This window comes from Methylomonas sp. LWB (assembly GCF_001856095.1).
Taxonomy (GTDB): Bacteria; Pseudomonadota; Gammaproteobacteria; order Methylococcales; family Methylomonadaceae; genus Methylomonas; species Methylomonas koyamae_A.
Map to the genome: position 1 here is coordinate 242,345 of NZ_MKMC01000023.1, position 26,232 is coordinate 268,576.

A 26,232-nucleotide genomic window follows, 5' to 3' on the forward strand; every position below is an offset into this window, starting at 1 on the left:
GGTTGCAGCCCCCCATGTTTATCAAGTTCATGAAGCCATTACAGCAGTCCGCCAAGCCGGTGGCCTTTGCCTTTCTGTGCGCCGCGTTCGGCGCCGAAGCCGCCGAATCCGAGACGGCCGGTCACGATACCCTGGAAGCGGTCGAAGTCGTCGACGTGACGCCGGTACACGGCGTCGGCCTGGACAAGGACAAAATTCCCGCCAACGTGCAAACCGCCACCGACCGGGACTTAGACCGCTCGGAAGCCAACGACCTGACCTCGTTCATGAATCGCACCACCGGCAGTGTGACGTTGAATGCCGCGCAAAACAATCCGCTGCAACCGGACCTGAATTTTCGCGGCTTCACCGCGTCGCCGTTGCTGGGTTTACCGATGGGGATGAGCGTGTACGTCAATGGCGTGCGCTATAACGATCCGTTCGGCGATACCGTCAACTGGGACATGCTGCCGGAATCGATGATCAAGAGCATGAACGTGTTCAGCGGCGCCAATCCCTTGTTCGGCTTGAATACCTTGGGCGGCGCGGTATCGCTGCAAACCAAGAACGGTTTCAATTCGCCGGGCCACGAATTGGAGGCTTACGGCGGCGCCTGGGGCCGCAACGTGGTGTCGGCCGAAAGCGGCGGCAACGACGGCACTCTGGGCTATTTCGTGAATGTGCGGCGCTTCGCCGAAGACGGCTGGCGGGATTCCTCGCCGTCCGAGGCCATCAATGTCTACGGTTCGCTGGGCTGGCGTTCGGACAAATCGTCGCTGGATTTCAGCGCCTTGTACGGCAACAGCGACCTGATCGGCAACGGCGCGGTCCCCACCGAATTGTTGCGCGACAACCGCTCGGCGATATTTACCTCGCCAGACCGCACCGAAAACGACATGAAGTTTTTCACGCTGGAAGGTACCCACTGGCTGAACGACAAGGTGCAACTGGCCGGTAACGCGTTTTACCGCGATACGGTGACGCGATCCTTCAACGGCGACGATACCGCCTACATCGATTGTTCCGAAGCCGGCGCGCTGTACGACCGCAATCTCGACGGCTTGCCGGCCTATCCGCTGTTTCCCGGCAGCGACGGTTTCAGCGGCGATAGCTTTTGGTCCTTCCTGGCCAGCCAGGGGATTTCCCGCGAACGCGCCGAGCCGGGCGACTGTCCCGACGACATCGCCGGCATGGCCGGTTCCGACATCCTGTCGCAATGGATAGTCCGCGACCAGAACGGCAATCCGGTCGGTTACGACGATCCCGATCACCCGTTGAACGCGATCAACAACATCAGTACCCGCAAGCAAAAAAGCTTCGGCGCTACCGGACAGGCTACGTTTCAACATAAATTGTTCGGGCTGAACAATCAGTTGATTACCGGCTTCGGTTATAACCGGGGTATCGTCAACTACGGTTCTCAAGTGGAAATCGTCCGCTTGCTGGCCGACCGCAGTACCAGCCGCTCCGGCATTTTCATTCCGGACGATGCCACCGGCCTGAAAGGCGGCACCACCACCTGGTCGGCGTTTTTCAACGATGCGCTGGACTTGACCGACCGCGTGACCTTGAGCTTCGGCGGTCGCTTTAACGATACCGTGATCCGTTTGCTGGACAGTTTGGGCAACAGTCCGGAATTGAACGACAACCACGCTTACAGCCGTTTCAACCCGTCGGCCGGTTTAACCTGGAAAGTCACCGACAAACTGGGCGTTTACGGCGGTTACAGCGAATCGGCGCGGGCGCCGACCATCGTCGAACTGGCCTGTTCCGATCCCAACGCCGAATGCCGGCTGCCCAACGCCTTTTTGGCCGATCCGCATTTGCAGCAGGTCGTCGCCGAAAGCTTCGAGGCCGGATTTCGCGGCCAGCTCGATAAGGACACGGCCTGGAACGTCGGTTTTTTCCATACCATCAACAAAAACGACATCATTTTTCAATCCACCGGCGGCGCGACGTCCAATGTCGGGTTTTTCTCGAACGTCGGCGATACCCGCCGGGTGGGCATGGAAGCGGGTTTATCCGGCGTATTTCGGGAAGATTGGCGCTGGTATTTGCGCTACAGCTTCGTCGATGCCACTTTCCAGAACAACTTCTTCGTCAGCAGTCCCACCCATCCGGCCCGGATCGAAACCTTCGGCGCCAACGGCGAATACAGCGCGGTGATTCCGGTGGAAAAAGGCGACCGAATTCCCGGCATTCCGCAACACAGTTTGAAACTGGGTTTGACGGTGCCGGTCACGACGGCGCTGACGGTCGGCGGCGACGGCATGTTCAATTCCGGACAGTTTCTGCGCGGCGACGAAGGCAATTTCCTGGGTTCGACCGATCCCTATTTCGTCATGAATCTGCACGCCAATTATCAGTGGACGCCGAATCTGGCGACCTTCCTGATCATGGAAAACGTGTTCGACACCGATTACGAGTCCTTCGGCATGTTGGGCGAAGCCAACGAGTTGCCGGGCTTTCAAAACTACAGCAACCCGCGCTTTCTGGGACCGGGCGCGCCGTTCGGCGGCTGGGTCGGCGTGCGGTTGAAATTTTAAGCTTTGCGCGGAGACGCCATGAACAAACCATTATCGGCGCTTTGCATCGCCGCGACTCTGATTGGCGGCGCGGCCGACGCCGCCACACTGGACCTGGCATTCAATTACCGGCTGACGCCGGCCGCCGGTGCCGGCCAGACCGTCGCCACCGCCCATTTCGAGGACGTGATCGACTCGAACGGCTTGCCGGCCGTCGATTTGCGCCTGACCAACGTCGCGTCCAATCTGGTGCCGGGCGTCGGCGCCACCAGCTATATCTCGGGACTGTTGCTGGCGTTCGACTACACCGCGCCGGAATTGCCCGGCATCGTGGTCGAACAATTCGGCGACGACAGCGCCCAGTCCGATCGTTGGGAACCGCAGGAAGACGTGGCCACCGTCGATGGCTTTACCTTTACCAGCGAATTGGGTTTCCCGCGTTCGGAGACGCCGAGCAGTGTCGGTGCCCGCTTGGCGGTCGGCGAAGTCGGCCATATTCAGTTTCAGAACGACGGTAGCCTGCCCAATGCCTTGACGGTAGACAAACTGGTCGCGGCGATACGCGGCGGCGGTGCCGATGCCGGCGCGCCGACGGTACTGGCGGCGGTCAAGGTGCGCAGTCTGCCCAATCTGACCGGCGGCGAGACGATAGAATCGGTGCCGACCGTCGTGATCGCGGCCGGCGTGCCCAGCGTCAATCACGCGCCGACCGCCGATGCCGGCGCGGATGCGTCCGTCGATACCGGCGCCACCGTGCAACTGGACGGCAGCGCTAGCAGCGATCCGGACAGCGACGCGATCGCCGCTTATCAATGGACGCAGCTATCCGGCGAGACGGTGATGCTGTCCAGCGCCACCGCGCAACGGCCCAGTTTTACCGCGCCGGCCACGGCCGGCACGCTGGTGTTCGCGTTGGCCGTCAGCGACGGTAGTCTGCAAAGCGATCCGGATACCGTGACGATCACTGTCAACGCCGGCAATAACAATCCGCCGCCGAGCAATCGCGCGCCCAGCGTCGATGCCGGCGCCGACCAGTCGGTGGCCGAAGCCGGTTTGGTGACCTTGGCCGGCAGCGCCAGCGATGCCGACGGCGACGGTTTGAGTTATCAATGGGAGCAGACCGGCGGTACCGCCGTCAGCTTGCATAACCCGCAAAGCGCTACGGCCAGCTTCACCGCGCCCTGGCTGGCCAGCGGCTCGGAAACCCTGAGCTTCAAACTGACCGTGACCGACGATGCGGCTAGCCCGGCCTCGGCCGAAGCGACGGTTGATGTGGTCGTCAACAACGACGACGGTTTGCTGGATTGCTCGCAAGCCCGGCCCAGCAAAACCTACTTATGGTCGCCGAACGGCGCGATGCAAAAAGTGCTGATTCAGGGTATCACCGGTCCCGGTATTGATACCGCCAAACCGAATTACGATTTGCGTATCGATGCGGTAAGCCAGGACGAACCGCTGAAAAACCCGGCGCTGAAAGACAAAACCAGTCCCGACGCCAAAATAACCCGCACCAAGCGCAGCGCGAAAAAGCCGCTGGCGCTCGATATACTGCAGTTGCGGGCGGAGCGCCAAGGCCAGCAGCCGAAAAACCAGGCTTTCAGCGGCAACGGCCGGGCCTATCGGGTGGCTTTTACCGCCAGCTACGCCGGTTTGTCCTGTCAGGGCGCGGTCAGCGTGATGGTGCCGCCGACGCGCGGCAGCGCGGTGACCGACGACGGTCAGCAATACGACGCCACCCGGCGCTAGCGGTCAAGATGGTCGCCGGCGGCTGGTCCGAGTTTGCGCGGGGCAGGGTGGGCTGCGTTAATCCATGCTCGCCGAGAGGCAGTCTTGTTACGCTTAGTCGCGGGCCCGGCCGGAGCGGCGCTTGAATCCGTATCGGCGGGATAGCGACGTGCGGGCAATGTATCAGCCGTTTGCTCGAAATTGGCCGATCTGAGCCAATTTCAATACAATGCCTCCCAAACGGTATTCGGGAGTGGTGGTGGCGACGTTATTTTGGTTACAAACCGGCGCATGCGGCGGCGAATCGCTGGCGATACTCAGTGCCCAATCGCCCAGCATCGAGCAACTGTTCGCGACGCACGGCGTCGAGCTGCTCTGGCATCCATCCTTATCCAGCGCGTCGATGCGCGAGCACGACCGTCTGATCGAAGCCATAGGCGCCGGAGAGCGGACGCTGGATATACTTTGCGTCGAAGGCAGCATTGTCACCGCGCCGCGCGGCACCGGCTTGTACGACAGTTATCGCGGGCGGGCACGGATGGAGATTGTCCGCGAGCTGGCCCAGCGCGCCGGCGTCGTGGTGGCGATGGGGACTTGCGCGGCGTTCGGCGGCGTGCATGCCGCCGCGCCGAATCCCAGCGACTGCATCGGCTTGCAATTCGACCGCGACTTGCCGAGCGGTTTGCTACCGGCGGAATGGCGCTCGCGGCGCGGCTGGCCGGTCGTCAATCTGGCCGGCTGTCCGGCCCATCCGCATACCATGACGCAAACCCTGGCCTGGCTGGCGGCCGGCATGCCGTTGCCGCTGGACGAGCTGAATCGGCCGCTCGCCTTCTTCAATACTGTCGTGCACCAAGGTTGCACCCGCAACGAGTACCACGAATACGACATCGAAGATACCGAATTCGGCGGCAAGGCGTGTCTGTTTTTTAATCTGGGTTGCCAGGGACCGATGACGCAAGCGGTGTGCAACAGCGACTTATGGAACGGCGTAAACAGCAAGACCCGCGCCGGCGTGCCGTGTTTCGGCTGTACTTCGCCGGATTTTCCGCGTGAAGTCGATTTGTTCAGCACGGAAAAAATCGGCGACATTCCGGTGCGGCTGCCGATGGGCGTGGAACGGGCGCGTTACATGGCTTACAAGAATCTGGCTAGGGCGGCCGCGCCGGCGCGGGTCGAGGGCAAGGATATGGACGTCTGATGGCGCGGGTCGAGCTAAATGTCAATTTAAACCGGGTCGAGGGCGACCTGGAACTGGCGCTGAGTCTGGAAGACGGCGTTGTCGTGGAAGCGCGTACGGTCGGCACTCTGTATCGCGGTTTCGAGCAAATTCTGGTCGGACGTAGTCCGCGCGACGCCTTGGTTCTCACACCCAGGGTATGCGGGATTTGCGGCACCGCGCATTTGTACACGGCGGTGCTGGCCTTGGAGCACGCCTGGCGCGTGCCGGTACCGGCCAATGCCACCCGGATTCGGAACGTTTGCCTAATCTCGGAAGGCATCCAAAACGATTTGCGGCAAACTTTCTTGTTCTTCGCGCCGGATTTCCGCAACGCCCGTTACCGCGACCGGCCGTGGTTCGCGGCGGCGGAGGCCGAGTTCGCGCCGTTCGCCGGGCGCGTGCACCGGGAAACCTTGGCGATTACCCGAAGGGTCGTCGAAGTCGTCGCCCATTTCGGCGGGCAATGGCCGCATTCGTCGTACATGGTGCCGGGCGGCGTCACTTCGCCGGCCGATGCCCGCCGATTGCTTGCCTGCCGGACGATCTTCGCCGAAGTACGCGAATGGTACGAGCGCATCGTGATCGGCGCGCCGCTGGACGAATGGTTGGCGCTGGATAACGCCGCCGGCTATTTCGAGTGGCTGGAGCGGCCGGCGCATGCCGCCAGTGCATTGGGTTTGTTGAGCCGTTGCGCGCGCGACCTGGGTTTGCATAGGATGGCGGCCGGTACGCCGCACATGATTAGTTTCGGCGCTTGGTGCGATCCGGCGCACTGGAACGCGCCGCACAGCGCCCGATTGATGCCGGGCGGATTCTACGACGGCGATACCGGGCGTATTGCCGAACTCGACCAAGCGCTGATTAACGAGCACGTCCGCCATTCCTGGTTCCGGCCGTATTCGGGCGGTCGTCATCCTTGGCAGGGCGAGACGATTCCGGATTATCAGCCGGGCAGCGATCGCTACACTTGGGCGAAAGCGCCGCGCTACGCCGACAAGGTCGTGCAAACCGGCCCGCTGGCCGAATTGCTGATCGGCGGCGACGCCTTAATTGCCGATCTTTACGCGACCGAAGGCGGCAACGCCTGGTTGCGGCAATTTGCCAGGGTTCGCCGCATCGCTTACGAATTGGCGCAGGCCGAACGGCATTTGCACGAATTGGCCGAACATCTCGGCGAGCCGCATATCGCCAATCCGGCCAAGCATGCCGAAATCGACGGCGAAGGCTACGGCCTGATCATGGCGGCGCGGGGGGCGCTGGGACATTGGCTGCGGATACGCGGCGGCGTGATCGAAAAATACCAGATCGTCACGCCGACCGCCTGGAACGCCTCGCCCCGCGACAGCGCCGGGCTTCCCGGCCACTGGGAGCAAAGTCTGGTGGGGCTGAGCGTGGCCGACCCCGACGATCCGGTTGAAATCGGCCACGTGATCCGTTCTCACGACCCTTGCCTGGTCTGTACCGTGCATATGCTGGAAACCGGCAAACGCTGGCGTTTCCTGCCGTGACGGTGACGTCGATGCCGCATATCGTTTGTTTCGGCAATCCGCTGCACGGCGACGACGGCTTCGGCGCGGCGGTGTATACGCGGCTAAACGAAACTCCGCTGCCGGACGGCTGGCGGGCGTTCGACGCCGGCACCTCGGGCTTGAACGCGCTGTGGTTGTTTCGGGACTGCGGCGAAGCCATCATCGTCGATAGCCTGGCGCCGGGTGCCGAGCCGGGCCGCTTGCGGGAATTGACGGCCGGCGATGTGCTGACCGAAGCCGCGCCGGTCGGGCACGGCGGCGGGGTTGGCTATTTGTTGCAAGCCTTGCAAGCGATGCCGGAACCGCCGCCGCGCGTCCGTATCGTCGCGGTCGAATCCGCGGACGTGTCGGCCTTTCGGCCGGGTTTATCCGCGCCGGTCGCGGCCGCCGTGGCGCCGGCCGTGGCGCTGATCCGTAGTTACATCGGAGCCGGCGATGACTGACCAGGCCCTGCAAGCCGAATTGGAGTGGCTAAGGTTGGAGCTGGCCGCGTTGCGGCTGGCGAATTCCGCGTTGGAACAGCAAATGGTGAAGGGCGCCGAGCAAACCGACGCGATGATTCGGGCGTTGGAGACGCAAAGCAGCGCGCTAAGGGCGGCGAATCTACGGCAACTCAACCAAACCAATTTTACGCAGCGGGTGATGGACACCACCGGCGCGCTTGTGATCGTGCTGGGTCCGGACGGCAGAATAAGCCAGATCAATCGGCGTTGTGCCGAAGCGATGGGCGAGCAAGCGGCGGCGATCGAGGGTCGCGTTTTGGACGAATGGCTGTTTCCCGACGAATTGCAAACCTTGATGGACCAATTGCCGGAATTGCCGTGGCCGGTGTATTCGCCGTTGTTCGAAACCCTGCGTCGGGCCGACGGTTACGCGGCCGAGCACCGTCTGGCCGATTCGAGCGGCGCGTTCCGCGATTATTGGATGGAAGCAAGCCTACTGCACAGCCCGCAGGGTAAGGAAGAAGGCGCGGTGATTTGCGCCACCGACATCAGTGCGTTGAAGAATCAGCAAAACCGTTTGCGGCGTAGCGAAAGCCTGTTGAAGGAAGCCCAACATATCGCGCAGTTGGGCCATTGGGAGCTGGATTTGGCGGCGGACCGCTTGATTTGGTCCGAGGAAGTTTGCCGGATATTCGAGTTGGACGCGGCGCGGGCGCCGGCCAACTATCAAGCGTTTCTGGCCTTGGTGCATCCGGACGACAGGGCCGCCGTCGATCAGGCCTACGCCGAGTCGCTGAACTCGCCGTGCGCGTTCGCGATCGATCACCGTTTGTTGTTGGCCGGCGATCGAATCAAATGGGTACACGAGCGTTGCGTCACGCATTACGACAGCGACGGCCGGCCGCTACGCTCGTTCGGCACGGTGCAGGACATTACGGCCCAGCGCGATGCCGAGTCGGAGCAGGAACTGGCGGCCAGCGTGTTCGACAACAGCTTGAACGGCATCATGATTACCGATGCGAAGACCCGCATCATCAAGGTGAATCGGGCGTTTTCGGAAATCCTGGGTTACGCGCCGCCCGAGGTGCTGGGCCACAAAGCCAGACTGTTGAAATCCGGTAATCAGGACGCGCATTTTTACCGGAATTTGTGGCGCACTCTGGAACGCGACGGCAAATGGCAAGGCGAGATTTGGGATCGCCGCCGCGACGGCGGCGTGGTTCCTCTGTGGCAGAGCATCTCGGTGGTGCGAGCGATGGACGGCCGCTTGCTGCATTACATCGGCGTGTTTTACGATCTTAGCGAACAAAAGCGCAACGCCGAGCACATTCACCGCTTGGCCTATTACGACGTGTTGACCGGTCTGCCTAATCGGCAATTGCTGAACGAGCGCTGCGAACACGCGTTGCGGCGCGCGCAGCGCGACGGCCAGGGCTTGGCGGTCTTGTTCCTGGATTTGGATCGTTTCAAGCACGTCAACGATACCTTGGGTCATCCGGTCGGCGACGAGCTGTTGCGCGCGGTGGCGCAGCGTCTCAGGGACAGTTTGCGGGAAATCGATACCGTGGCTCGCCTGGGCGGCGACGAATTTATCGTTCTGCTTGAAGACACTCGCCACCAACCGGACATCGAACGGATCGCCGCCAAAATTCTCGGCGCGCTGACCCTGCCGTTTAACGTTGCCGGCCATCGCCTGGACATCGGCACCTCGATAGGCATCAGTCGCTTTCCCGGCGACGGCAACGATGCGACCACGCTGATCAAACATGCCGATTTGGCGATGTACCGGGCCAAGGAACAGGGCAGGGGCAATTTCCAGTTTTACGAAGCTCATTTGACTGCCCGCGCCAACGAACGGCTGCATCTCGAAGGCGAGTTGCGCGAAGCCGTGGCGCGCGGCGAGCTGACATTGTATTACCAGCCGCAATACCGGGTCGGCGACGGCCGTCTGGCCGGCGCGGAAGTGTTGCTGCGTTGGTTTCATCGCGAATTGGGCATGATCCCGCCCGACAAATTCATTCCGATCGCCGAGGATTGCGGTTTGATCGTACCGATCGGCGAATGGGTGCTGCTGATGGCTTGCCGGCAAATGAAGAGTTGGTTGGATTCCGGCTTGAATCTGCCTCGCGTCGCGGTGAATTTGTCCGGCGTGCAAATCGAGCGCGGCAATATACTGGCGATGGTCAGCCGGACCCTGGCCTCGACCGGCTTGCCCGCGAGCTGTCTGGAACTGGAAATCACCGAGACCTACATCATGCGTCAAGCGGAATCCAATGTCGGCGTGCTGGAAGAATTGCGCGCGTTGGGCGTGACCTTGGCGATCGACGACTTCGGTACCGGGCATTCGTCGTTGGGATACTTGAAGCGACTGCCGGTCGCCAAACTGAAAATCGATCGCTCGTTTGTGATGGACATTCCGCAAGACAGCAACGACGTCGCCATTACCCGCGCCATTCTCGCTCTGGGTCAAAGTCTGAAGATGACGGTATTGGCCGAAGGCGTCGAAACCGCCGAACAGGCGGCGTTTTTGCGCGAACTGGAGTGCGACGAAGTGCAGGGCTACTTTTTCGGCAACTGTTTGGATAGCGCGGCCTTCGCCAAGCTATTGCAAGTCGCGGCGGAGGCTGGCGAATTCAGCTAGTACTGGATCGAGGGGGAACTGGAGCGGCTTCAGCCGCAATCGACGCGCCGGCATTCGCGCCGGAGCGGGACATCGACGGCGTTTTAACCCAATTCCGCCAGGAGCTGTTCCATCATGCGCTTGGCCTGGCTCTGATAGCCGCCGCCGAATAAATTCAGATGGTTGAGGATGTGGTACAGGTTGTAGAGGGTGACGCGGGTTTTGTAGCCGCTGTCCAGCGGATATTCTCGTTGGTAGGCCGCGTAGAAATCGCGGCTGAAACCGCCGAACAATTCGGTCATCGCGATGTCCGCTTCGCGGTCGCCGTAATAACACGCCGGATCGTACATCAGCGGTTGGCCTTGCGCGTCGCAGCCGGCGTTGCCGCCCCATAAATCGCCGTGCAACAGCGAAGGGTGGGGGCGGTAATCGCTGAAAAATTCGCCGACGCGTTCCCGCAAGCGTTCGCCCAGGCTTTGCAACGGGCCGCCATGGCCGTTTTCGGCGGCGATGCGCAATTGTTCGCCCAAGCGGCGGTCGCGCCAAAATTCGACCCAGTCGTCGGCGCGCCGGTTGAATTGCGGCGTCGAACCTATCGTATTGTCGCGATGCCAGCCGAACCAGGGCTGGCGTATCCGGTGCAAAGCGGCCAGCGCTTCGCCGAAGCGGCCGGCGGCGGTCGAATGCAGCGGGCCAAGCTCGACAAAGTGCAACACCAGATAGGATTGGTCGGCGAAACGGCCGTGGCAAATCGGCTCCGGTACCTCGACCGTGCCGGATTCGCGCAGTTCGCGCAATCCGGCGGCCTCGGCGGCGAACATGTCCGCCAGCGACGCCCGGTTCAGCTTGACGAACCAATCCACCCCGTCGGCTCGCAAGCGGTAAGCGGCATTGATGTCGCCGCCGCCGACGCTGGCGATGCGCGGATTTTGCAGCGTGCGGCCGGTGGTTTGTTGCAAATGTTGTAATAGTTCAGCGTTCAAGGTCATTTCGTTTCCAGTGCGGCGGATCAATCCCAAGCCGCTTCGTAAATGCTTTCGATGGGGATATTCAGTTCAACCGATGCTAGCGGGATCGTGGCGCCGTCGGTGTATATATTCATGTCCCAACCGTCGTCGGTACGCCGGTAAACGCGCACGTCCATGCAGCTTTGCGCGACCAGTACATATTCTTGCAGGCTGTCCAGTGACTGGTATAGCTGGCGCTTGTCCTCGCGGTCGAATTTGGCGGTGGAATCCGATAGGACTTCGACGACCAGTTTCGGCTGTTCGCGGAAATGGCTATCCGGCGCGGTCTCGCAAGTGACCATCAGATCGGGGTAAAAATACGCGTCCGCCGCGGCGACCTTCAATTTGACGTCGGACATGAACACTCGGCACGGCGTGCCGCGCAAGTGCTCCCGAAACAGCATGTAGAGGTTGCCGGCGATGAGGTTATGGCTGTCGCTGGTGCCGGTTATCGCGAACACCTCGCCGGCTAGATATTCGTGTTTGACAGGGCTGGACAATTCCATTTGCAGATAATCTTCCGGCGTCAAGTGGTTCGATTTGGGCATCGGTACGGACATGGGACGCTCCTGATCCTTAGGCTAGAAATATTTCTTATTGTTGATGGGATTGCCGGGTTTTGCAATCGGCGAATCGGCATTGCGGTTTATACGCGGATGTGCCGGACGCCAGTGGCGGGCTAATCGCTCTTCGCGATTGTCGAATCCCAGTCGATGCGGCATTTTTCGCAGGTGAAGTGAATGGTCTCAGGCGCGCTAAGCCGTTTAGTACGCCGGTGCATCCATCGGTTGCAAGTCGGGCACTTGGCGACGTACATACGTAGCGCTCCGATCAGCATCACAAAAATCCACATCATCATTAGCACGGCAATGCTTATTGTCTCCAGCGATTCGTCGTTCGGCTGATATGCGGCATAAAATGAGTATGCAAAGGGCACTACCGAAACCGCAAGAATCGACAGCATAACCTTCAGTGAGGTTTTAGCGTGGGTAGGATGAATTCGAGGAGTCATGTGGCGGCCAGACGCTGAAAGTTATTGGTACCGGAGCGCAACGTAGTGGAAACCGACGCTGCGCGGCTTTATCGCGGAGCGTCATGTTGACCGTTATGTTAGGGTGGCATTACGCACCACTTCGGCTAGGACCGTAGGGTGCATAAGCGATAGCGTCATGCACCACAGATCGAAAAGTCAAATGGCGGAAGGCGTTGCGCTTTTCCACCCTACCTACTCATAGGCCAAATTCAAATCACTTCCCCCAACTATCCCTCAACGTTACCGTCCGGTTAAAAACCAATTTCCCCGGCTTACTATCGACGCTGTCGGCGCAGAAATAGCCGGTGCGTTCGAATTGGTAACGGGTATCGGGCGTGGCGTTGGCTAGGCTGGCTTCGACGCAGGCGTCTGTCAAGACTTCCAGCGAGTCGGGGTTGATGCCGTCCAGGAAGTTGTCCAGGGTGTCCGGGTTAGGGTGGCTGAACAGGCGGTCGTAGAGGCGGATTTCCGCCGACAGTGCGTGTTGCTCGGAGACCCAGTGAATCACGCCCTTGACCTTGCGGCCTTCCGGGTTCTTGCCCAGCGTGGCCGGGTCGTAGCTGCAACGCAGTTCGACGACATTGCCGGCGGCGTCTTTAATGACTTCCTCGCATTTGATCACGTAAGAACCGCGCAAGCGCACTTCGCCGCCGGGCACCAGACGTTTGAAGTCTTTCGGCGGGTTTTCCATGAAGTCGTCTTGTTCGATCAATATCACTTTGCCGAACGCCACTTCGCGGCTGCCCATTTCCGGTTTTTGCGGGTGGTTGGCGATTTGGTAAGTCTCGCTCTTGCCGTCTTCCCAGTTAGTGATGACGACGGGCAACGGCCGCAAGACCGCCATCGCCCGTAACGCGTTGTCGTTGAGGTTGTCGCGGATGCAGGTCTCCAGAAAGCTCATTTCTATCCAGGAGTTTTTCTTGGTCACGCCGATGCGCTCGCAGAAATCGCGGATCGCTTCCGGCGGTACGCCGGCGCGGCGCAGGCCGGAGATGGTCGGCATGCGCGGGTCGTCCCAGCCGGTGACGTGTTTTTCGGTGACCAGTTGCAGTAGTTTGCGCTTGCTGACGATGGTGTATTCCAGTTGCAGGCGGGCGAACTCGATTTGCTGCGGGTGGCACGGCGTTTTTAGTTCGTCCAAGACCCAGTCGTAGAGCGGGCGGTGGTCTTCGAACTCCAGCGTGCAGATCGAGTGGGTGATGCCCTCCAGCATATCCGACAAACAGTGGGTGTAGTCGTACATCGGATAGATGCACCAGGCGTCGCCGGTGCGGTGGTGATGAGCACGGCGGATGCGGTAAATCGCCGGGTCGCGCATATTAATGTTGGGCGAAGCCATGTCGATTTTGGCACGCAGCACGTATTGGCCGTCGGCGAACTCGCCGGCGCGCATGCGTTGGAACAGGTCCAGGTTTTCTTCGATAGGGCGGTCGCGGTCCGGGCTAGGCTTACCGGGTTCGGTCAGCGTGCCGCGATCCAAACGCATTTGTTCCGGCGTGGAACTGTCCACGTAAGCCTGACCTTGCATAATCAATTGCACCGCATAGTCGTACAAGGTCTCGAAATAATCGGAAGCGTGGTATTTGCCGGCCCATTGGAAGCCCAGCCAAGCCACGTCGCGCTCGATCGATTCCATATATTCGACGCTTTCCTTTTCCGGATTGGTATCGTCGAAACGCAGATTGCAGGTGCCGTTGTTTTCGGCGGCTAGCGTAAAGTTCAAGCAGATCGATTTGGCGTGGCCGATATGCAGATAGCCATTGGGCTCGGGCGGGAAGCGGGTGGCGACCCTGCCGTTGTTTTTAGCGGCGGCCAAATCCTCGGCGATGATGTGGCGGATGAAATTCGAAGAAACGGGGCTATCGGTCGCTGACATGGAGTAGGAAACGGGAAATTGGATAAAGCCGCAAATTTCGCGGGGTTGAACACTGTCGGCCATTTTAACGAGTTTAAACGGTACTCGCAAAGTGGCCGAACCGGTCCGGACGCGGCGAATATTCGCCGAAAATGCCGCTAACTTTTTGACTGAGAAGATTTTTATCAAATTATTAGCACTCTCTGTATTCGAGTGCTAGAATTCTGTCAACACATAAACCATCAACGGAGTCTAGGCTGTTATGAATAACTCTTTGGCTTTGCCGATCAACTTGTCGGTCGGGACATTCGATAATTATTTAAGCGTGATTGCCCGGATGCCCAAATTGAGCGCCGAGCACGAATATGCGTTGGCGGTCCGTTATCGCGACCTCGGCGATCTGGAAGCCGCCAAGGAACTGGTTATGTCCAATTTACGTTTTGTCGCCCACGTTGCGCGCGGTTATGCCGGTTACGGCTTGCCGATGGCGGACATCGTTCAGGAAGGCAATATCGGTTTGATGAAAGCGGTCAAACGTTTCGATCCGGATTTGGGCGTGCGGCTGGTGTCGTTCGCGGTGCATTGGATCAAAGCGGAAATCCACGAATACGTGATCAAAAACTGGCGTATCGTTAAGGTGGCTACCACCAAGGCGCAACGTAAATTGTTCTTCAATTTGCGGAAGCTGAAGAAAGACCTGAGCTACCTGAGCCGCGACGATGCCGAGGCGATTGCCGAAAATCTGGATGTCGACGTCAAAACCGTTTACGAGATGGAACGCCGTCTGGACGGGAGAGACGTGGGATTGGAGCCCAGCGACGACGATAGCGACAACTCGCCGGCGCCGATTGCCTATCTGGAGCAGCAGGGCGCCGATCCGGCCTTACTGTTGGAGACTAGCGATTGGGAACACCGTAAGGAAGAGCTATTGCTGGACGCAATGGCGGGACTGGACGAGCGCAGCCGCGATATTCTCGCCAGCCGCTGGCTGGTGGAACAAAAAGCCACCTTGCATGAGCTGGCCGAGCGCTATCAGGTCTCCGCCGAGCGGATACGTCAGCTCGAACAAAACGCGATGAAAAAACTTAAAGCGGCGGTGATGTTGGAAGCTTAAGGACACGCTAGGGTTTTCAATGCGACAAGGACGCGCCGCGCTCTAAGTAGGGCGAGGCGAAAATGAAAACTCTAAACCTCGCAATTAAAAAGAGGTTGCGCGGTAATAAAATTGCAGTATAATGGTTGCTTCTGTGCCGGGGTGGTGAAACTGGTAGACGCGCCGGATTCAAAATCCGGTTCCTTCGGGAGTGTCGGTTCGATTCCGACCCTCGGTACCACAGATTTATGCACGCAAGTGCAACGAAGTCCAAAAACCCGCAAGCTGTCTGGCTTAGCGGGTTTTTTATTGTGCAAAGAAGTGCAACGAAATGCAGGGGCATGCGAGCAAAAGTGTGTCCTTACCTATAATGGCGCTCGGCGAGGACACAATTGAGGACACACCATGGCTCTTCATCTCAATAAAGACACGGTTTACAGAGCGGCAAAGCCTCGCGATAAGGAATACTTCATCAACGATGGGGGAGGGCTTTATCTTGTCGTCGGCAAAAACGGCACCAAGATCTGGAAGTTCATCTATTCCTTCGAGGGCAAGCGGAAGAAACTTTCATTTGGCGTGTATCCGGGTACCACCTTAGAAAACGCCAGGCGCAAAGCCGAAGACGCACGCAATAGCCTTGCCAATGGCACCGATCCAAGCGAGACCAGAAAACAAGCGCGGGCGGAAGTAACCCAAGCCGCAGAAAATAAAAGCCGCGTGACCGCCGGCTTGCCCATCGCCAACAGCTTCGAAGACATTACCAGGCAGTGGTTGGAATCCACGGCCCATACCGTGCGCGACCTCACGCACCACAAGAAAAACCGCCGCTTCGAACTCTACGTGTTTCCGGAAATCGGCCAAATACCGATTGGCGACGTGAAGTCGCCAGACATCTTTGCGGTGATCCGGCCGCTGATTATCAAAAAACAACTGGAAACCGCCCATCGGGTCAGCGCCGACATCAGCGCTGCCTTTGCCTACGCCATTGCTCACGGCTTTACCGGCTACGATCCCGCCCAAGCCGTCGGCGCCCAAATTCCGGCGCAAAAGGTCAAACACAACGCGGCCGTCACCGAGCCAAAGCAAGTCGGACAGCTGCTGCGCGACATTGGCCAATACCAAGGCACCTTTATCGTGCAATGCGCCTTAAGGCTTTCGCCCTACCTATTTCAGCGCCCCGGCGAAATCCGGCAAATGGAATGGAAAGACATCGACATGGCCGCCAAAGAATGGCGCTACTTCGTCACCAAAACTGAAACCCAGCACATCGTCCCGTTATCGGCGCAAGTGATTGAGATATTGGAGGCCATCAAGCCGTTAACCGGTGTCGGCCGCTATGTCTTCCCGTCCAGTAGGGGCGACGGTCGGCCAATGTCCGACGGCACCATTCGTACCGCGTTAAAGACCCTGGGCTACGAACGCGACGAAATGAGCGCCCACGGTTTCAGAACCACCGCGTCCACCTTGCTCAACGAACAAGGCTGGTCGCCGGACGCGATCGAGCGGCAACTGTGCCACATGCCCAAGGACCAAGTCCGCGCCGCCTACAACCGCGCGCAATATCTCGACGAACGTCGACGGATGATGCAGGCCTGGGCCGATTACCTGGACGCCCTCAAAAACGGCGCGCAGGTGATTCAGTTCCCGCGCCAGGCTTAAAGCCAGATTGGGAATGTCGGTCGTTCTGTTATAGAATGAATTGCGTTGAACCCTATTGAATGTTATCGGACAAACGGCAAATTATGAATAAATCCACCTTTAAGGGATTGCTTAGCGGATTGAGCGCTGCCGGTATGCTTTACTCAGATGCTCGTTATCCGGATCTTCCCCTGTCCATATCCGAAAAAAAAACATGATCTCGACAATATGCGTGGGGACTGGTTGAGAATCGGCGGCGACTTCAAAAAGGCAATCCAACGTGAAAAATCCGCGCAAGAAAAAGCCCGTCGCACATAACCTCCACACAGACACCCAAGTATCGGTCGGCTGAAGCGGCCCATTACCGCCACCCGCCGCGCTTCAACGATTCGATGCAACCATAGAAAACGGCGCCGAACGCATCCTTAAAATGGCCGAAACCGAGCAAGCTGCTCGCCTGGCCAGAGAAGCCGAAACCATCAAGTACGAACTCGCTAAATTCGAGGCCATACGCCAGGACAACCGACGCGGCCAATGGCTGGGATTTGTCATTGCCTTGTCAGCCGTTGTGGCGGCATCCATCACCGCCTATTTTGGCGCGCATCCTTCGGTATCCATAGCCTTGGTCGGCGTTCCGATCCTGGGCATTGTCAAAGCCATCATCAACAGCCGAAGCGATCGATAAGACAACGCGCGCGGAAAATCAATGCAATGAAGTGGAAGCCAGTTTGGCGATCAGCCGGGTGGCATGCCTTGCAACAGCGCAGCGCGTTCGGCCTTGGTGAGAGTATTCAACAAGTTGGCCGCCAATTGCAGCGTGGACTGAGCCGGCGGGTTGAGGTAGTGCTTAAAGCCTAGCATGGTGACGAACGTCGCCCCGCATTCCTTGACATTGAGGTACTGGCAGTGCAAATCGGCGACGGTTTTTTCGTCGTTCAGATTGTTGCGGGACGTGATGCGGGCTTTTTGTTGGCAGTTGGAGCAATAGACAGTCATATGAGCGTTCCGGATGAATGGGCGAGGTTTAAAACTATACGCCGCGCAAGCAAAAAATCACTGAATACAGCCAACGCCGAACGCGCCATACAGCAAGCGGGTTAAACTCAAGCCGCTCTCGCTACTCGATGCGGCATGTTATGCCGCCGTCAATTCAACCCGTCTGCCGGCTCGGGTAGCCAGCGTTACCAGCATGTCCAGACTGAATTTATCGCGCTTGCCGCGTACCAGATCGGACACGCGCGATTGCCCAATACCTAAATGCTCGGCGGCCTGAATTTGCGTCCAGCCGCGTTCAGTGATGGTTTCGCGCAACCGTGCCATCAACTCGGCGCGCATTGCCAGCAAGGTGGCCTCTTCCGGCGAAAAGCCCAAGTCGGCAAACACATTGCCGCATGATTCAATTACAGGTTCTTTATCCATCGATATTCCCCAGTTGTTTATAACGACGAGCGGCCAGCTCAATATCTTCGCGCCGCGTTTTTTGTGTTTTCTTATGAAAAGCATGCAGTACGTACACCGCGTTATCGAACTTGGCGACATTAGACTACCCGCCACTCGCCCAGCACATGAATGCGAATCTCGTACGCGCCGGGGCCGACGGACAGCAACGGCTTAAAGTCGGATGGCATGACGCCACGCTGCACGGCATCCAGCTCAAAACCCGCATCGCGGCGAGCTTCGGCGGGAAAGTTTTTAAGGTCGTCCAGGCTGGAACCGATAAAGCTCAGTTTTTTCATGCGGGTTAGATTATCAAGGTGTTTGTATATTTATCAAGGTATTTTGATAGTCTACTAATGGCTAAATACCGATTTTTTTTCTTTCAGCCTCACGTTGCCCGTCCCGCGTCGATGCACTGTATGCGGCCTACGCCCTTGAATTGAAGGGCCGGTTCCGACGCGCGGCCAAGCGTAGCGAGCTGGCATTCCCGCGCGGACAGGCCACCCATATATTGCGGCATTCATTTGCCAGCCATTTCGTGATGAACGGCGGCAACGTCTTGAGCCTGCAAAAAATCCTGGGCCATGCCGACATCAGCATGACGATGCGCTACGCCCACTTGGCGCCGGATCATCTGAAGGATGCGGTGTTGCTCAACCCTATGTCCAGTTCATCCACCAACCACCCAGCTCGAGGGCTTTCCCAAGTGGCGTAACGTCTCGACGTCTTGAGTTCGCGACCTGGATCTGATGGCGGCTTGCTCGGTACCGGTATAGTCTTCGCAAAGCCGCCGCACTACCCAAAATTCACTCCTCCTCACCTGCGCGGTTTTTGCACAAAAAATTGCACGCGAATTTCGTTTTGAAGGGATTAAACCGGGATAAATTGCCGGAAAGCCAGGAAAGTCGCGGTATTCAGATAACAAAGCGGACCAACTTTACCGGTTTGCAAAATTCACAAAGTGCCGATCATTGACGGTTTGCGCCATTTCAACAGGCCAAACGGCACACCGAAAAATCCGGCAATTTTTCTTAAATAATTGATATTTATGGCTTTAAGTGCCTAAATGTTTTTTCCGTGGATTTTCCTCGATCCGCCACCGAAAGGCTGTAAGCCGCGTGGCGTCTGGAAATGGCAAGCATTTCAATGGCGTAAATTGGCAGATTTCAGGAATTCGAGAGATCAAGGTTTCTGGATCGGGAAGGCGATAAATCAGGGCAAATTTCGCGATCGAGATTTGATTGTTTTCTGTCGAAAAGCAACCGACAGGAGATTGAGCTGTGTCCTTGAGTGTGTCCTTATTTGAAGTGTTGAAAAATCATTACATATAAATCAATTATTTAAGAATATTAAGGTTCCGACCCTCGTACCACAGATTAATGCACGCAAGTGCAACGAAGTCCAAAAACCCGCTAAGCTGTCTGGCTTAGCGGGTTTTTTATTGTCCAGAATACTTCAAGCAAATGCAGGCGCTTTTACAGCGACAATGCCCGCGAAACCTTCTTCCCCACCGCTTGCGCTGTCCGCAACATCACAAAGCCCGCCGTTTCGAAATTCAATGACCGCCCGGAGTCGGCTGAAAGCCGATCGGCAATATCAAGTTGCCGGCTGATTTTGCTATCGCCCGGCCACTGTAAGGACGTAATTTCAACCCGGCAAAACACAATTAACCAGCACACGTAGCCGGTTTTCCAGCCACTGAATGAAAACGCTGGTCAATGGGGTTAAATTACCCTATATTTAATACCGTAATTTTTGACGCTCATTTTGGCTTTTTTCGGCGGGTTGCCGGCAAAGGCGTCTGGCTTCATCCTGGTTTTTTACAACAAGTCTAAATTTCTCCTGCCCACCCGGACTGGCCGACAGTATCAACGGATTTGGGCAAATCGCATTTCATTACTCCATCAAGGAGGCTCTTATGAATAAGATCAAACACAAACCAAGTCTTGCGGTCGCTTGCCTGCTGATCGTGCCGGGTTTATCGACCCCAACCATCGGCATAGCCGAAACCGGTAATGTGGTGTTATGGAACAAACTGGGGAGTAACGCCGAGGTGACCCATAGCGAAGTAGGACCGGATGGCACCCTAATGGGCGGCAATTACGCTTACGAGCCGGGCAAATTCGGCAACGGCTACGTTCGTAAAGGCCTTTGGAACTGGGTTGAGTTCCCAGGCCAAATTATGCGAAATCTCGCGCAACGCGGCGCGATCTCGATGTGGATCATCCCCAAGGTCACCCAGCCGCAACCCTACAACTACGGCGTTTTCGGATTGCTTGGTCACCCCTATTCAGGACAAACGGATACTTTTTTTCTCTACTGGGGCGACGGCGTTACCGGCCAGGGTATTTTCGGCGGCATAGGCTCGGCTGGAATATTGACCCCAAACGAACCCAAACAGTTTGTCGCGCAAATCGGCACGCCGTTCCACGCCGCGATTGCCTGGAATGTCAATGGCATAGACGGTAGTAGCGATAGATTGAGAGTTTACCGCGACGGACAACTGATCAGTTCCAGTTCCGCATCATGGAACCCGGCGGCCATTCCCGCCGCGGGTTTTATTGTGGGTAGTAGTGCGGAATCGGACGGCAACTCTTATGACAAGTACATCGTCGACAATGTGGTTGCCTACGATTACGCCAAAACCGATTTTTCCGACCGCTTCATCGAAAATCCGGTGGATTGCCAAGTAGGCGAGCTGCCCGAGCTATCGGCCAACATCAGCAAAAAATCCGGCACGCAAAGCGCCCGTATCTGGACGATTTCGCTCGGCAACGATAGCCGTTGTCCGGCGGAAAACGCCCAAATCGACGCATTGAATCTCACTCAAGTCGCCGGCGCGGCTTGTACTCCAACCGTGACCACGCCAGCCAGTTTCCCATTGGGCGTTGGCAATATCCCGGCCGGCGCGCAGGTGAGCGGTACGGCCAGCATCAACTTCAACGGTTGCCCTAACGTCGCCAGATTTAAAGTCAGCATTCCGTTTAGCAGTAACGACGGCGAAGTATCCGGATCTAAAACCTTGACCAATCAATTCCGCTAATTGTTAATTCGGAGATATTCTGATGATGAAACGCATATTCTTGTTAGCCGGCTTGTTATTCATACTGCCAAGCACCCAGGCCTCGACCGCATTCCAATTGGAGCCCGCCAATGGCGCAATCGTAGGTTACCGAGGCGATACCGTGGGCTGGGGTTTCCTACTGACCAATACCCAAAACTTTCTGGTCGTGACCGGCGCGGAATTTCAATCCTCAAGCTCGCCGGGTACCTTTACCGACTTTATCAGCGCACCCGATAATTTCTTCGTCGTAGGGCCGGGCTTTGGCGCCAGTACGGCCTGGGGACAATCGTTCGATGACAGCAACCAAACCGGATTAGGCCGCTTTAAAATTGCCGACGATGCCGCTCAAGGGACTAGCTACGGCCAGATCGTACTGACCTACGACTTATTCGCCCGCAGCCCGTTCAATCCCGCATTCGATCCCGACACCGACACGCTGTCCAACGGCAATGTGTTAACGGCAAACGCTTCGATCACCGTCAATACCGTACCGATACCCGCGGCCTTCTGGTTGTTTGCTTCGGCACTGGCTGGATTAGGGATTTCGCGGCGACCATACCGCCGTTGAACTAAAGCAGCCGCTTAGCCAACGCCGCCGCCAAACCCGAGGCGGCGGCTTTCAAAAATTTTTCGCTGGTTTTTTTGTTATGGGTATGGCTGCGAAAGCCGACATCCAGGAGCCGCAGAGAGGGAGTTTGCCGTCCCTGGCGGCGGATATCCGCTTATCGGCGAGCGTGAAGGCCTTACTCCATGTTGATTCGCTAGGATTGGCGGCGGGGCGAAACGAGTCATTGTCGTCAGCCCCGATAAACTTAATTTAGGCGCGGCGATTAGTCCGCCAAACCCGTTAAGCCAACCGGCCCCGACGCGGCATGCACGGCTCACCCGCGCCAGGGTAGCGCAACACAAACGCGATCCCTTCGGTCACGGCGCGCAATTGACCACCAATTCGTCGCTGAACTGGCCGACTTCATGGTCTTTTTGCACATACACCGCCGTATAGCGACGCAATTCCGGCTTGCCCGGTACCAACAGAGCGCGGTTATCGATAAAGTGAGTCTGGGTTTCCCGCGCCAGAAACATGAACTCCGCGTCGTTATCGCGCTGGCAGTACAAATTGATGCCGTCGCTGCCGCCCTTCAAAAAACTAAATTCCACAACCCCGCCGGTTTGATCGATCGCTTTCAATACCGGTTTGGCCTCGGATAAATCCTGAGAGGACTCGCTGCCGATGATGCCCAGCAGATTGCCGATGGCTTGGGTATAGTTGCTCAGCGTTTTAATGCGCCTAGCCAAAATCCGGGTATGACCGCCCGACTGAATACAGGCCGCGGTTTTCTCCGCATTGGCATGCTGAGCCGCCGCCGCGCTGATGTTGGAAGCGGCAATTTTGCTGTGCAAAGCCTCGTTATCGTTGACGATCACCGCAATATCGTCATCGGACAAGCCCAATTTTTCCTTTAATGCGATCAGATTGTCTTTAAAACGATCATGCCAAAGCAGCAGCTCGCCATCGGAGCGGGGTAAATAATCGGATTTAGCCATGGTAAGACTCCTTAAAAAAGGACAGCGCCGGGATTGACCGTTAGCGCGGAGGCTGGTCAATAGCGGAGAAGTGATGATAAGAAGAGAGGATTTAGACTAGCGAATAAGCTAAGTCTTAGTGGATTGTAGATCAGCTTGCGCATCACTGGGGTGAGACCAATTGTCGCAGCTCCGCGCCGACCGGCCAGCGGATATACCTAGAGGCTACAAGGTCCGGACCGATTCCGGTATCGGCGCTGCCGGCCAAGCCGCGTTCGCGGCCATCGTTGGCAATCGCGGCGCGTGGATTTCGCCGCACGCTTTCGCCGGTCCGGAAAGTCGCGCGGTATTTCGGTTCCACCGCGCCGGAAAATCAGCCCACCGCACGGTAAATCGAGTCCACCGTACGCTCGGTCGGTTCCACCGCGCATTCCAGGCGTCAGAACGCACGGTCGAGTCGCCCGACCGCGCCATCGCCGGCTTCCACCGTACGGTTAAAGCGTTCCACCGTACGGTTTACCCGCGCTACCGCGCGGAAAATTCAGCGGTCAGCGCGTACCGGGTAGCCCGTGGCGCCGCACTCCGGGCGTCTGGGGCGGTATTCGACAACGGCGGCAAGCTAGCCGGCTATCGACGGGGGCGCATGGGCAAGGTGGCTTTGCCCGACCTAGTATTGCTGGACAGCGGCCGAGCCGGTTGGCTCTAAGGATGCGGCCGTCGAAAAAACCGGAGCGATTCCGTGCGGTTCGCGAGCTCCCCGGTATCTGAGCCGGCGGATGTCGCGAGCAGAAGGTGGGGCGACAAAATTGCCCACCATTCAAATCCGCGCGGGCAGAAAACCTTGTCCATCCTAGCTAACGGCGCTAACCAAGATCGTTGGAGCGCTGGGTTAAGCTGCTTGATGTTTTCGCCACTTCCAGCAAATACCGAAGTGCTTTATTCACCGCCTCATCATTCGGAAAAGCCTCTGCAATATCCGGATCAAGGAGTACCACATTGGTTTCCTCCTTAATTCGGTTCGCATACTTGCCGCGCACGATCTCACCGAAATCCGAACGTTGATATTCCGGTCGAAGCTCATCTGCCGTTTCTGATTTAACCTTCTTCATAAATTTGCCTCTCAATGTTTGTGGCTAGTCGTGCCGATATTATGCGAATTGCAACACCTCTTTCGGTATGCGATACCGTGAGCAAACGTCCTTGGGAAGAAATGCCGAATGTAATAAAACGCTCCTCGTCGTTCGAATGATCGGGGTCGTGAGTAGTTGCCGAAAATACATCACGTAACGCGCTGCTCGCCTCTTCAAAGGTGACGCCATGCTTACGCTGGTTTATTACGGCTTTTTTGGGATCCCATTCAAAATGCATATTCGGTAACTCGTGTTTCCATCGTTCGGCGGAATAGCTGGAGCATTCTGCTTTACGGGTTCACACCCGTTTAGTTTGCCTCGTTAGAATATTTATCTTGACTTGCCTCTAATATCCTTTACTGCGCCTTCAAGGGATTCCCGTTTCACGTTTTCCCACTCATTTTTAAGCATTTCCTGTGTGGCTATAGTGAGCTCCTCCAATTTGTCTTTGAGCTTATCTCTACGCGATTCGTGAGTTAAATCAGGAATTTCTTTAATGAGTGCTGCGATTTTTCTGTCTGGAGTATCGTCTGGATTCAACCTCAGCCGAATGACATATCTGAGGCGATCCAATTCTTTCAGACAATCTGCTTTACCTTCCTGCTCATTTTCGGTAGACATCGCCCAATTATGAGTGAGCCCGACAAAGCTCGCTACATCTTGGCGCATCTGTTCGAGCCATTTTATGCGCTGGGCTGTAACAGTATTGATAAAGCTTGTCTTTTTGGCTGCGCGCCAGTTATGGATAAAATTCCAAACTCCAATTACAAACGTCAAAAGAATGCTTATTCCATAAATAGTGTCTTTATTCATCATCTGCCTTCGCTCTTTTTTGTTCTAGCGCCTCTCACAACCGGTCGCAAAAAGCGGAGCGCAATGTGGCTTTTTGTGGTTCGAGTTTATGCGATTGTTAGGCATCTTTTTTTTGCCTTGGATTACTTCTGCATTCTTTTGTGATTAACGACTCTGCCGGTTCGATAGTAACGCTAGCCTCATATCCAAGTTCACGAATAATAGTGGCTACTGGAACTTTTTTCTCCTTCGCTATAGCCAAGGCTTGGTTGATCACTTCAGAAGGTAAGCCATCTTCCGAATGAATGACAGTATGTAGGTGGTAAACCGCTTCCTCTTGGTTGTCTGTTATAGTTAGCCCCTCCATAAGCTTTTCTGGATCGACAGAAAAAGCTTCTTCTAGTCCTGCCCCATGGAATCCAAATGTTTGTTTGACTGGAGATTCCGGATCTTCGTGGGAACGAATGGTGAACAGGTCTTCGTCTGTAAAAGGGATGTGAAAATCGTTGAATTTTATAAATGAATTTTTATCTAGGCGCATTTCAAAATGGAAGTGAGGAGGCTGATTACTATGCCCGGCGTAGTCATTTCTAGTACACCAGAATGTCCATTTTAGATGTTTGTATTTAGCCGACCAATGGAATAGCGCATCTGCGTTTCCTTCCAGAGATAAGTTATTGATATTTTTGAAGTGGCTGTCGAAGTTAGTTACCCATCTTATATACGCTGCACACCTGAAATAACCCTTTATTTTAAGAATATTTTCAATATGATCTTTTTTTACCTTCCCTGGTCTCAACAGCCAATGGAAGCATGGGCTTTCGTTAGAAAAAGTGCTGATCGGCTTTCCACAGGAATCGCACATATCTTTGCTAAAGGCTTCTGTAAATTCTTTATAGAGCTTTTCGGCTTCTTCGTGGTTCTCTTTCTGAATCCTAATACGTTCGCTTTCTGGAACCGCATTCAGGAATGCACGCTGCCTTTCCCATGTAGAGTCGTTCATATTCCTTCTACCTACCTAACGCCAAGCTAAGGGGCGCGGCGGCTTTTCGGCGCGTCCCGCTTGAGCGCCGTGTTAGGGTGGCGATTCTTAAAGCGAAATATCTTGATGCCAGGAATTTCCTTTTCGAGGCCAAGTTCTTCCCGAAGGTGTGTTCTCAGAAGCTCAAGTAAAGGATTGATTGAAGCATTGCCTTCTGATGAGTTCCACTGCTCAAGGAAGCGCATCAATTCTTCGATTTGTGTTTTTGTTCCGAGCAATTGAATGTCGGCAAGCGCCGATTCAAACTTATCTTGTTCTTCCTTTCCAGATTCTGGGCGATTTGCAGCAGCTTCAAGCCTCCGGTATGCCTCAAGCAAAAACTGGATTCTCATATCACGCTGTTTTGCTTTTTGGTCTTTGCTGACGCTCAAATAATGCGACACGCCCCAACCAAGAATTGCCACAAAAGCAGCTAAGGCAGGCCCGATGATCGGAAAGTATGGGATCAATGTTTGCATGTAACCCTAACTAGTAACTAAACAATTTCCGTATATCACCAAAAAAACACGCATTTTTGCAATAACTGATGGGTCAACATGAAATTTTCCTTTCTGTATACCATTCAGAGTTCAAA

The 26,232-nt window shown here is 56.5% G+C and carries 25 protein-coding genes, 1 tRNA gene and 1 pseudogene; 14 read left to right on the forward strand and 13 right to left on the reverse strand.

Annotation, left to right across the window (positions count from 1 at the left end; all coding sequences use genetic code 11):
• Positions 1-14 precede the first annotated feature (14 nt).
• From BJL95_RS11690 to BJL95_RS25930, 6 genes are all read left to right on the forward strand, one after another.
• On the forward strand, positions 15-2,525 hold the full coding sequence (locus BJL95_RS11690) for a TonB-dependent receptor (protein ID WP_071158138.1): 2,511 nt from the start codon (positions 15-17) through the stop codon (positions 2,523-2,525).
• An 18-nt stretch (positions 2,526-2,543) separates the two neighbouring features.
• On the forward strand, positions 2,544-4,250 hold the full coding sequence (locus tag BJL95_RS11695) for a PKD domain-containing protein (protein WP_071158140.1): 1,707 nt from the start codon (positions 2,544-2,546) through the stop codon (positions 4,248-4,250).
• Between the two features lie 238 nt (positions 4,251-4,488).
• Positions 4,489-5,430 carry an NADH:ubiquinone oxidoreductase gene (locus BJL95_RS11700; protein ID WP_071158435.1) on the forward strand — a complete coding sequence of 314 codons (942 nt, stop codon included), beginning with the start codon at positions 4,489-4,491 and terminating at the stop codon, positions 5,428-5,430.
• The gene (locus tag BJL95_RS11705; RefSeq protein ID WP_071158142.1) at positions 5,430-6,959 is read left to right on the forward strand and encodes a nickel-dependent hydrogenase large subunit; all 1,530 of its coding nucleotides are present in this window, start codon (positions 5,430-5,432) and stop codon (positions 6,957-6,959) included. Before BJL95_RS11700 ends, BJL95_RS11705 begins: the two co-directional genes overlap by 1 nt.
• Positions 6,960-6,970: 11 nt before the next feature.
• Positions 6,971-7,423 (forward strand): hydrogenase maturation protease, encoded by a 453-nt coding sequence (locus BJL95_RS11710; RefSeq protein WP_071158144.1) that lies wholly within the window; start codon positions 6,971-6,973, stop codon positions 7,421-7,423.
• Positions 7,416-10,064 carry an EAL domain-containing protein gene (locus BJL95_RS25930; protein ID WP_071158146.1) on the forward strand — a complete coding sequence of 883 codons (2,649 nt, stop codon included), beginning with the start codon at positions 7,416-7,418 and terminating at the stop codon, positions 10,062-10,064. The genes BJL95_RS11710 and BJL95_RS25930 overlap by 8 nt, the downstream gene beginning before the upstream one ends.
• Positions 10,065-10,147: 83 nt before the next feature.
• Here BJL95_RS25930 and BJL95_RS11720 read toward each other — a convergent pair whose 3' ends face one another.
• The 3 genes from BJL95_RS11720 to BJL95_RS11735 all read right to left on the reverse strand — a co-directional run bounded on the left by BJL95_RS11720 (position 10,148) and on the right by BJL95_RS11735 (position 13,959).
• Positions 10,148-11,032 carry a fructosamine kinase family protein gene (locus tag BJL95_RS11720; RefSeq protein ID WP_071158148.1) on the reverse strand — a complete coding sequence of 295 codons (885 nt, stop codon included), beginning with the start codon at positions 11,030-11,032 and terminating at the stop codon, positions 10,148-10,150.
• A 20-nt stretch (positions 11,033-11,052) separates the two neighbouring features.
• Entirely contained in the window at positions 11,053-11,610 is a 558-nt protein-coding gene (locus tag BJL95_RS11725; protein WP_071158150.1) for a Uma2 family endonuclease, read from the reverse strand.
• A gap of 687 nt (positions 11,611-12,297) precedes the next feature.
• Positions 12,298-13,959 (reverse strand): glutamine--tRNA ligase/YqeY domain fusion protein, encoded by a 1,662-nt coding sequence (locus tag BJL95_RS11735; RefSeq protein ID WP_071158437.1) that lies wholly within the window; start codon positions 13,957-13,959, stop codon positions 12,298-12,300.
• Positions 13,960-14,200: 241 nt separating this feature from the next.
• Here BJL95_RS11735 and rpoH point away from each other — a divergent pair, with 241 nt between their 5' ends.
• From rpoH to BJL95_RS11755, 4 genes and pseudogenes are all read left to right on the forward strand, one after another.
• On the forward strand, positions 14,201-15,052 hold the full coding sequence (gene rpoH, locus BJL95_RS11740) for an RNA polymerase sigma factor RpoH (protein ID WP_064030049.1): 852 nt from the start codon (positions 14,201-14,203) through the stop codon (positions 15,050-15,052).
• 135 nt (positions 15,053-15,187) lie between these two features.
• A tRNA-Leu gene (locus BJL95_RS11745) sits at positions 15,188-15,272 on the forward strand.
• Between the two features lie 164 nt (positions 15,273-15,436).
• On the forward strand, positions 15,437-16,690 hold the full coding sequence (locus BJL95_RS11750) for an integrase arm-type DNA-binding domain-containing protein (RefSeq protein ID WP_071158152.1): 1,254 nt from the start codon (positions 15,437-15,439) through the stop codon (positions 16,688-16,690).
• A 355-nt stretch (positions 16,691-17,045) separates the two neighbouring features.
• Positions 17,046-17,354, forward strand: a pseudogene (locus tag BJL95_RS11755) (DUF2335 domain-containing protein); the annotation flags it as partial.
• 50 nt (positions 17,355-17,404) lie between these two features.
• Here the strand turns inward: BJL95_RS11755 and BJL95_RS11760 are convergent.
• The 4 genes from BJL95_RS11760 to BJL95_RS25465 all read right to left on the reverse strand — a co-directional run bounded on the left by BJL95_RS11760 (position 17,405) and on the right by BJL95_RS25465 (position 18,405).
• Complete coding sequence (locus tag BJL95_RS11760) at positions 17,405-17,665, reverse strand: ogr/Delta-like zinc finger family protein (RefSeq protein ID WP_071158156.1); 261 nt, start codon at positions 17,663-17,665, stop codon at positions 17,405-17,407.
• Between the two features lie 138 nt (positions 17,666-17,803).
• Entirely contained in the window at positions 17,804-18,088 is a 285-nt protein-coding gene (locus tag BJL95_RS11765; RefSeq protein WP_071158158.1) for a helix-turn-helix domain-containing protein, read from the reverse strand.
• Positions 18,081-18,185, reverse strand: coding sequence for a type II toxin-antitoxin system RelE/ParE family toxin (locus BJL95_RS26045; protein ID WP_217631684.1), 105 nt, complete (start codon positions 18,183-18,185; stop codon positions 18,081-18,083). Before BJL95_RS26045 ends, BJL95_RS11765 begins: the two co-directional genes overlap by 8 nt.
• A 22-nt stretch (positions 18,186-18,207) precedes the next feature.
• Positions 18,208-18,405 carry a type II toxin-antitoxin system RelE/ParE family toxin gene (locus tag BJL95_RS25465; protein ID WP_217631685.1) on the reverse strand — a complete coding sequence of 66 codons (198 nt, stop codon included), beginning with the start codon at positions 18,403-18,405 and terminating at the stop codon, positions 18,208-18,210.
• Between the two features lie 140 nt (positions 18,406-18,545).
• On the opposite strand from BJL95_RS25465, the gene BJL95_RS25730 reads away from it, so the two are divergent.
• The 3 genes from BJL95_RS25730 (at position 18,546) to BJL95_RS11790 (ending at position 21,738) form a co-directional block, all read left to right on the forward strand.
• The gene (locus tag BJL95_RS25730) at positions 18,546-18,821 is read left to right on the forward strand and encodes a tyrosine-type recombinase/integrase (RefSeq protein ID WP_071158160.1); all 276 of its coding nucleotides are present in this window, start codon (positions 18,546-18,548) and stop codon (positions 18,819-18,821) included.
• A 1,203-nt stretch (positions 18,822-20,024) separates the two neighbouring features.
• Positions 20,025-21,149: a hypothetical protein gene (locus tag BJL95_RS11785; protein WP_071158162.1), complete on the forward strand. Its 1,125-nt coding sequence runs from the start codon at positions 20,025-20,027 to the stop codon at positions 21,147-21,149.
• Between the two features lie 22 nt (positions 21,150-21,171).
• Positions 21,172-21,738, forward strand: coding sequence for a VPLPA-CTERM sorting domain-containing protein (locus BJL95_RS11790; protein ID WP_071158164.1), 567 nt, complete (start codon positions 21,172-21,174; stop codon positions 21,736-21,738).
• A gap of 356 nt (positions 21,739-22,094) precedes the next feature.
• Here the strand turns inward: BJL95_RS11790 and BJL95_RS11795 are convergent, their stop codons facing one another.
• Positions 22,095-22,715 (reverse strand): hypothetical protein, encoded by a 621-nt coding sequence (locus BJL95_RS11795; RefSeq protein ID WP_064030057.1) that lies wholly within the window; start codon positions 22,713-22,715, stop codon positions 22,095-22,097.
• 160 nt (positions 22,716-22,875) lie between these two features.
• Here BJL95_RS11795 and BJL95_RS11800 point away from each other — a divergent pair, with 160 nt between their 5' ends.
• Positions 22,876-23,400, forward strand: coding sequence for a hypothetical protein (locus tag BJL95_RS11800; protein WP_071158166.1), 525 nt, complete (start codon positions 22,876-22,878; stop codon positions 23,398-23,400).
• 157 nt (positions 23,401-23,557) lie between these two features.
• Here the strand turns inward: BJL95_RS11800 and BJL95_RS11805 are convergent, their stop codons facing one another.
• The 5 genes from BJL95_RS11805 to BJL95_RS11820 form a co-directional block, all read right to left on the reverse strand.
• On the reverse strand, positions 23,558-23,803 hold the full coding sequence (locus BJL95_RS11805) for a hypothetical protein (RefSeq protein ID WP_071158168.1): 246 nt from the start codon (positions 23,801-23,803) through the stop codon (positions 23,558-23,560).
• On the reverse strand, positions 23,790-24,062 hold the full coding sequence (locus BJL95_RS23905; RefSeq protein ID WP_083385947.1) for a BrnT family toxin: 273 nt from the start codon (positions 24,060-24,062) through the stop codon (positions 23,790-23,792). The genes BJL95_RS11805 and BJL95_RS23905 overlap by 14 nt, the downstream gene beginning before the upstream one ends.
• A gap of 92 nt (positions 24,063-24,154) precedes the next feature.
• Positions 24,155-24,640: a hypothetical protein gene (locus BJL95_RS11810; RefSeq protein ID WP_071158170.1), complete on the reverse strand. Its 486-nt coding sequence runs from the start codon at positions 24,638-24,640 to the stop codon at positions 24,155-24,157.
• A 94-nt stretch (positions 24,641-24,734) separates the two neighbouring features.
• Positions 24,735-25,619 (reverse strand): hypothetical protein, encoded by an 885-nt coding sequence (locus BJL95_RS11815; protein ID WP_071158172.1) that lies wholly within the window; start codon positions 25,617-25,619, stop codon positions 24,735-24,737.
• A 26-nt stretch (positions 25,620-25,645) separates the two neighbouring features.
• Positions 25,646-26,116: a hypothetical protein gene (locus BJL95_RS11820; RefSeq protein WP_071158174.1), complete on the reverse strand. Its 471-nt coding sequence runs from the start codon at positions 26,114-26,116 to the stop codon at positions 25,646-25,648.
• Positions 26,117-26,232 lie beyond the last annotated feature (116 nt).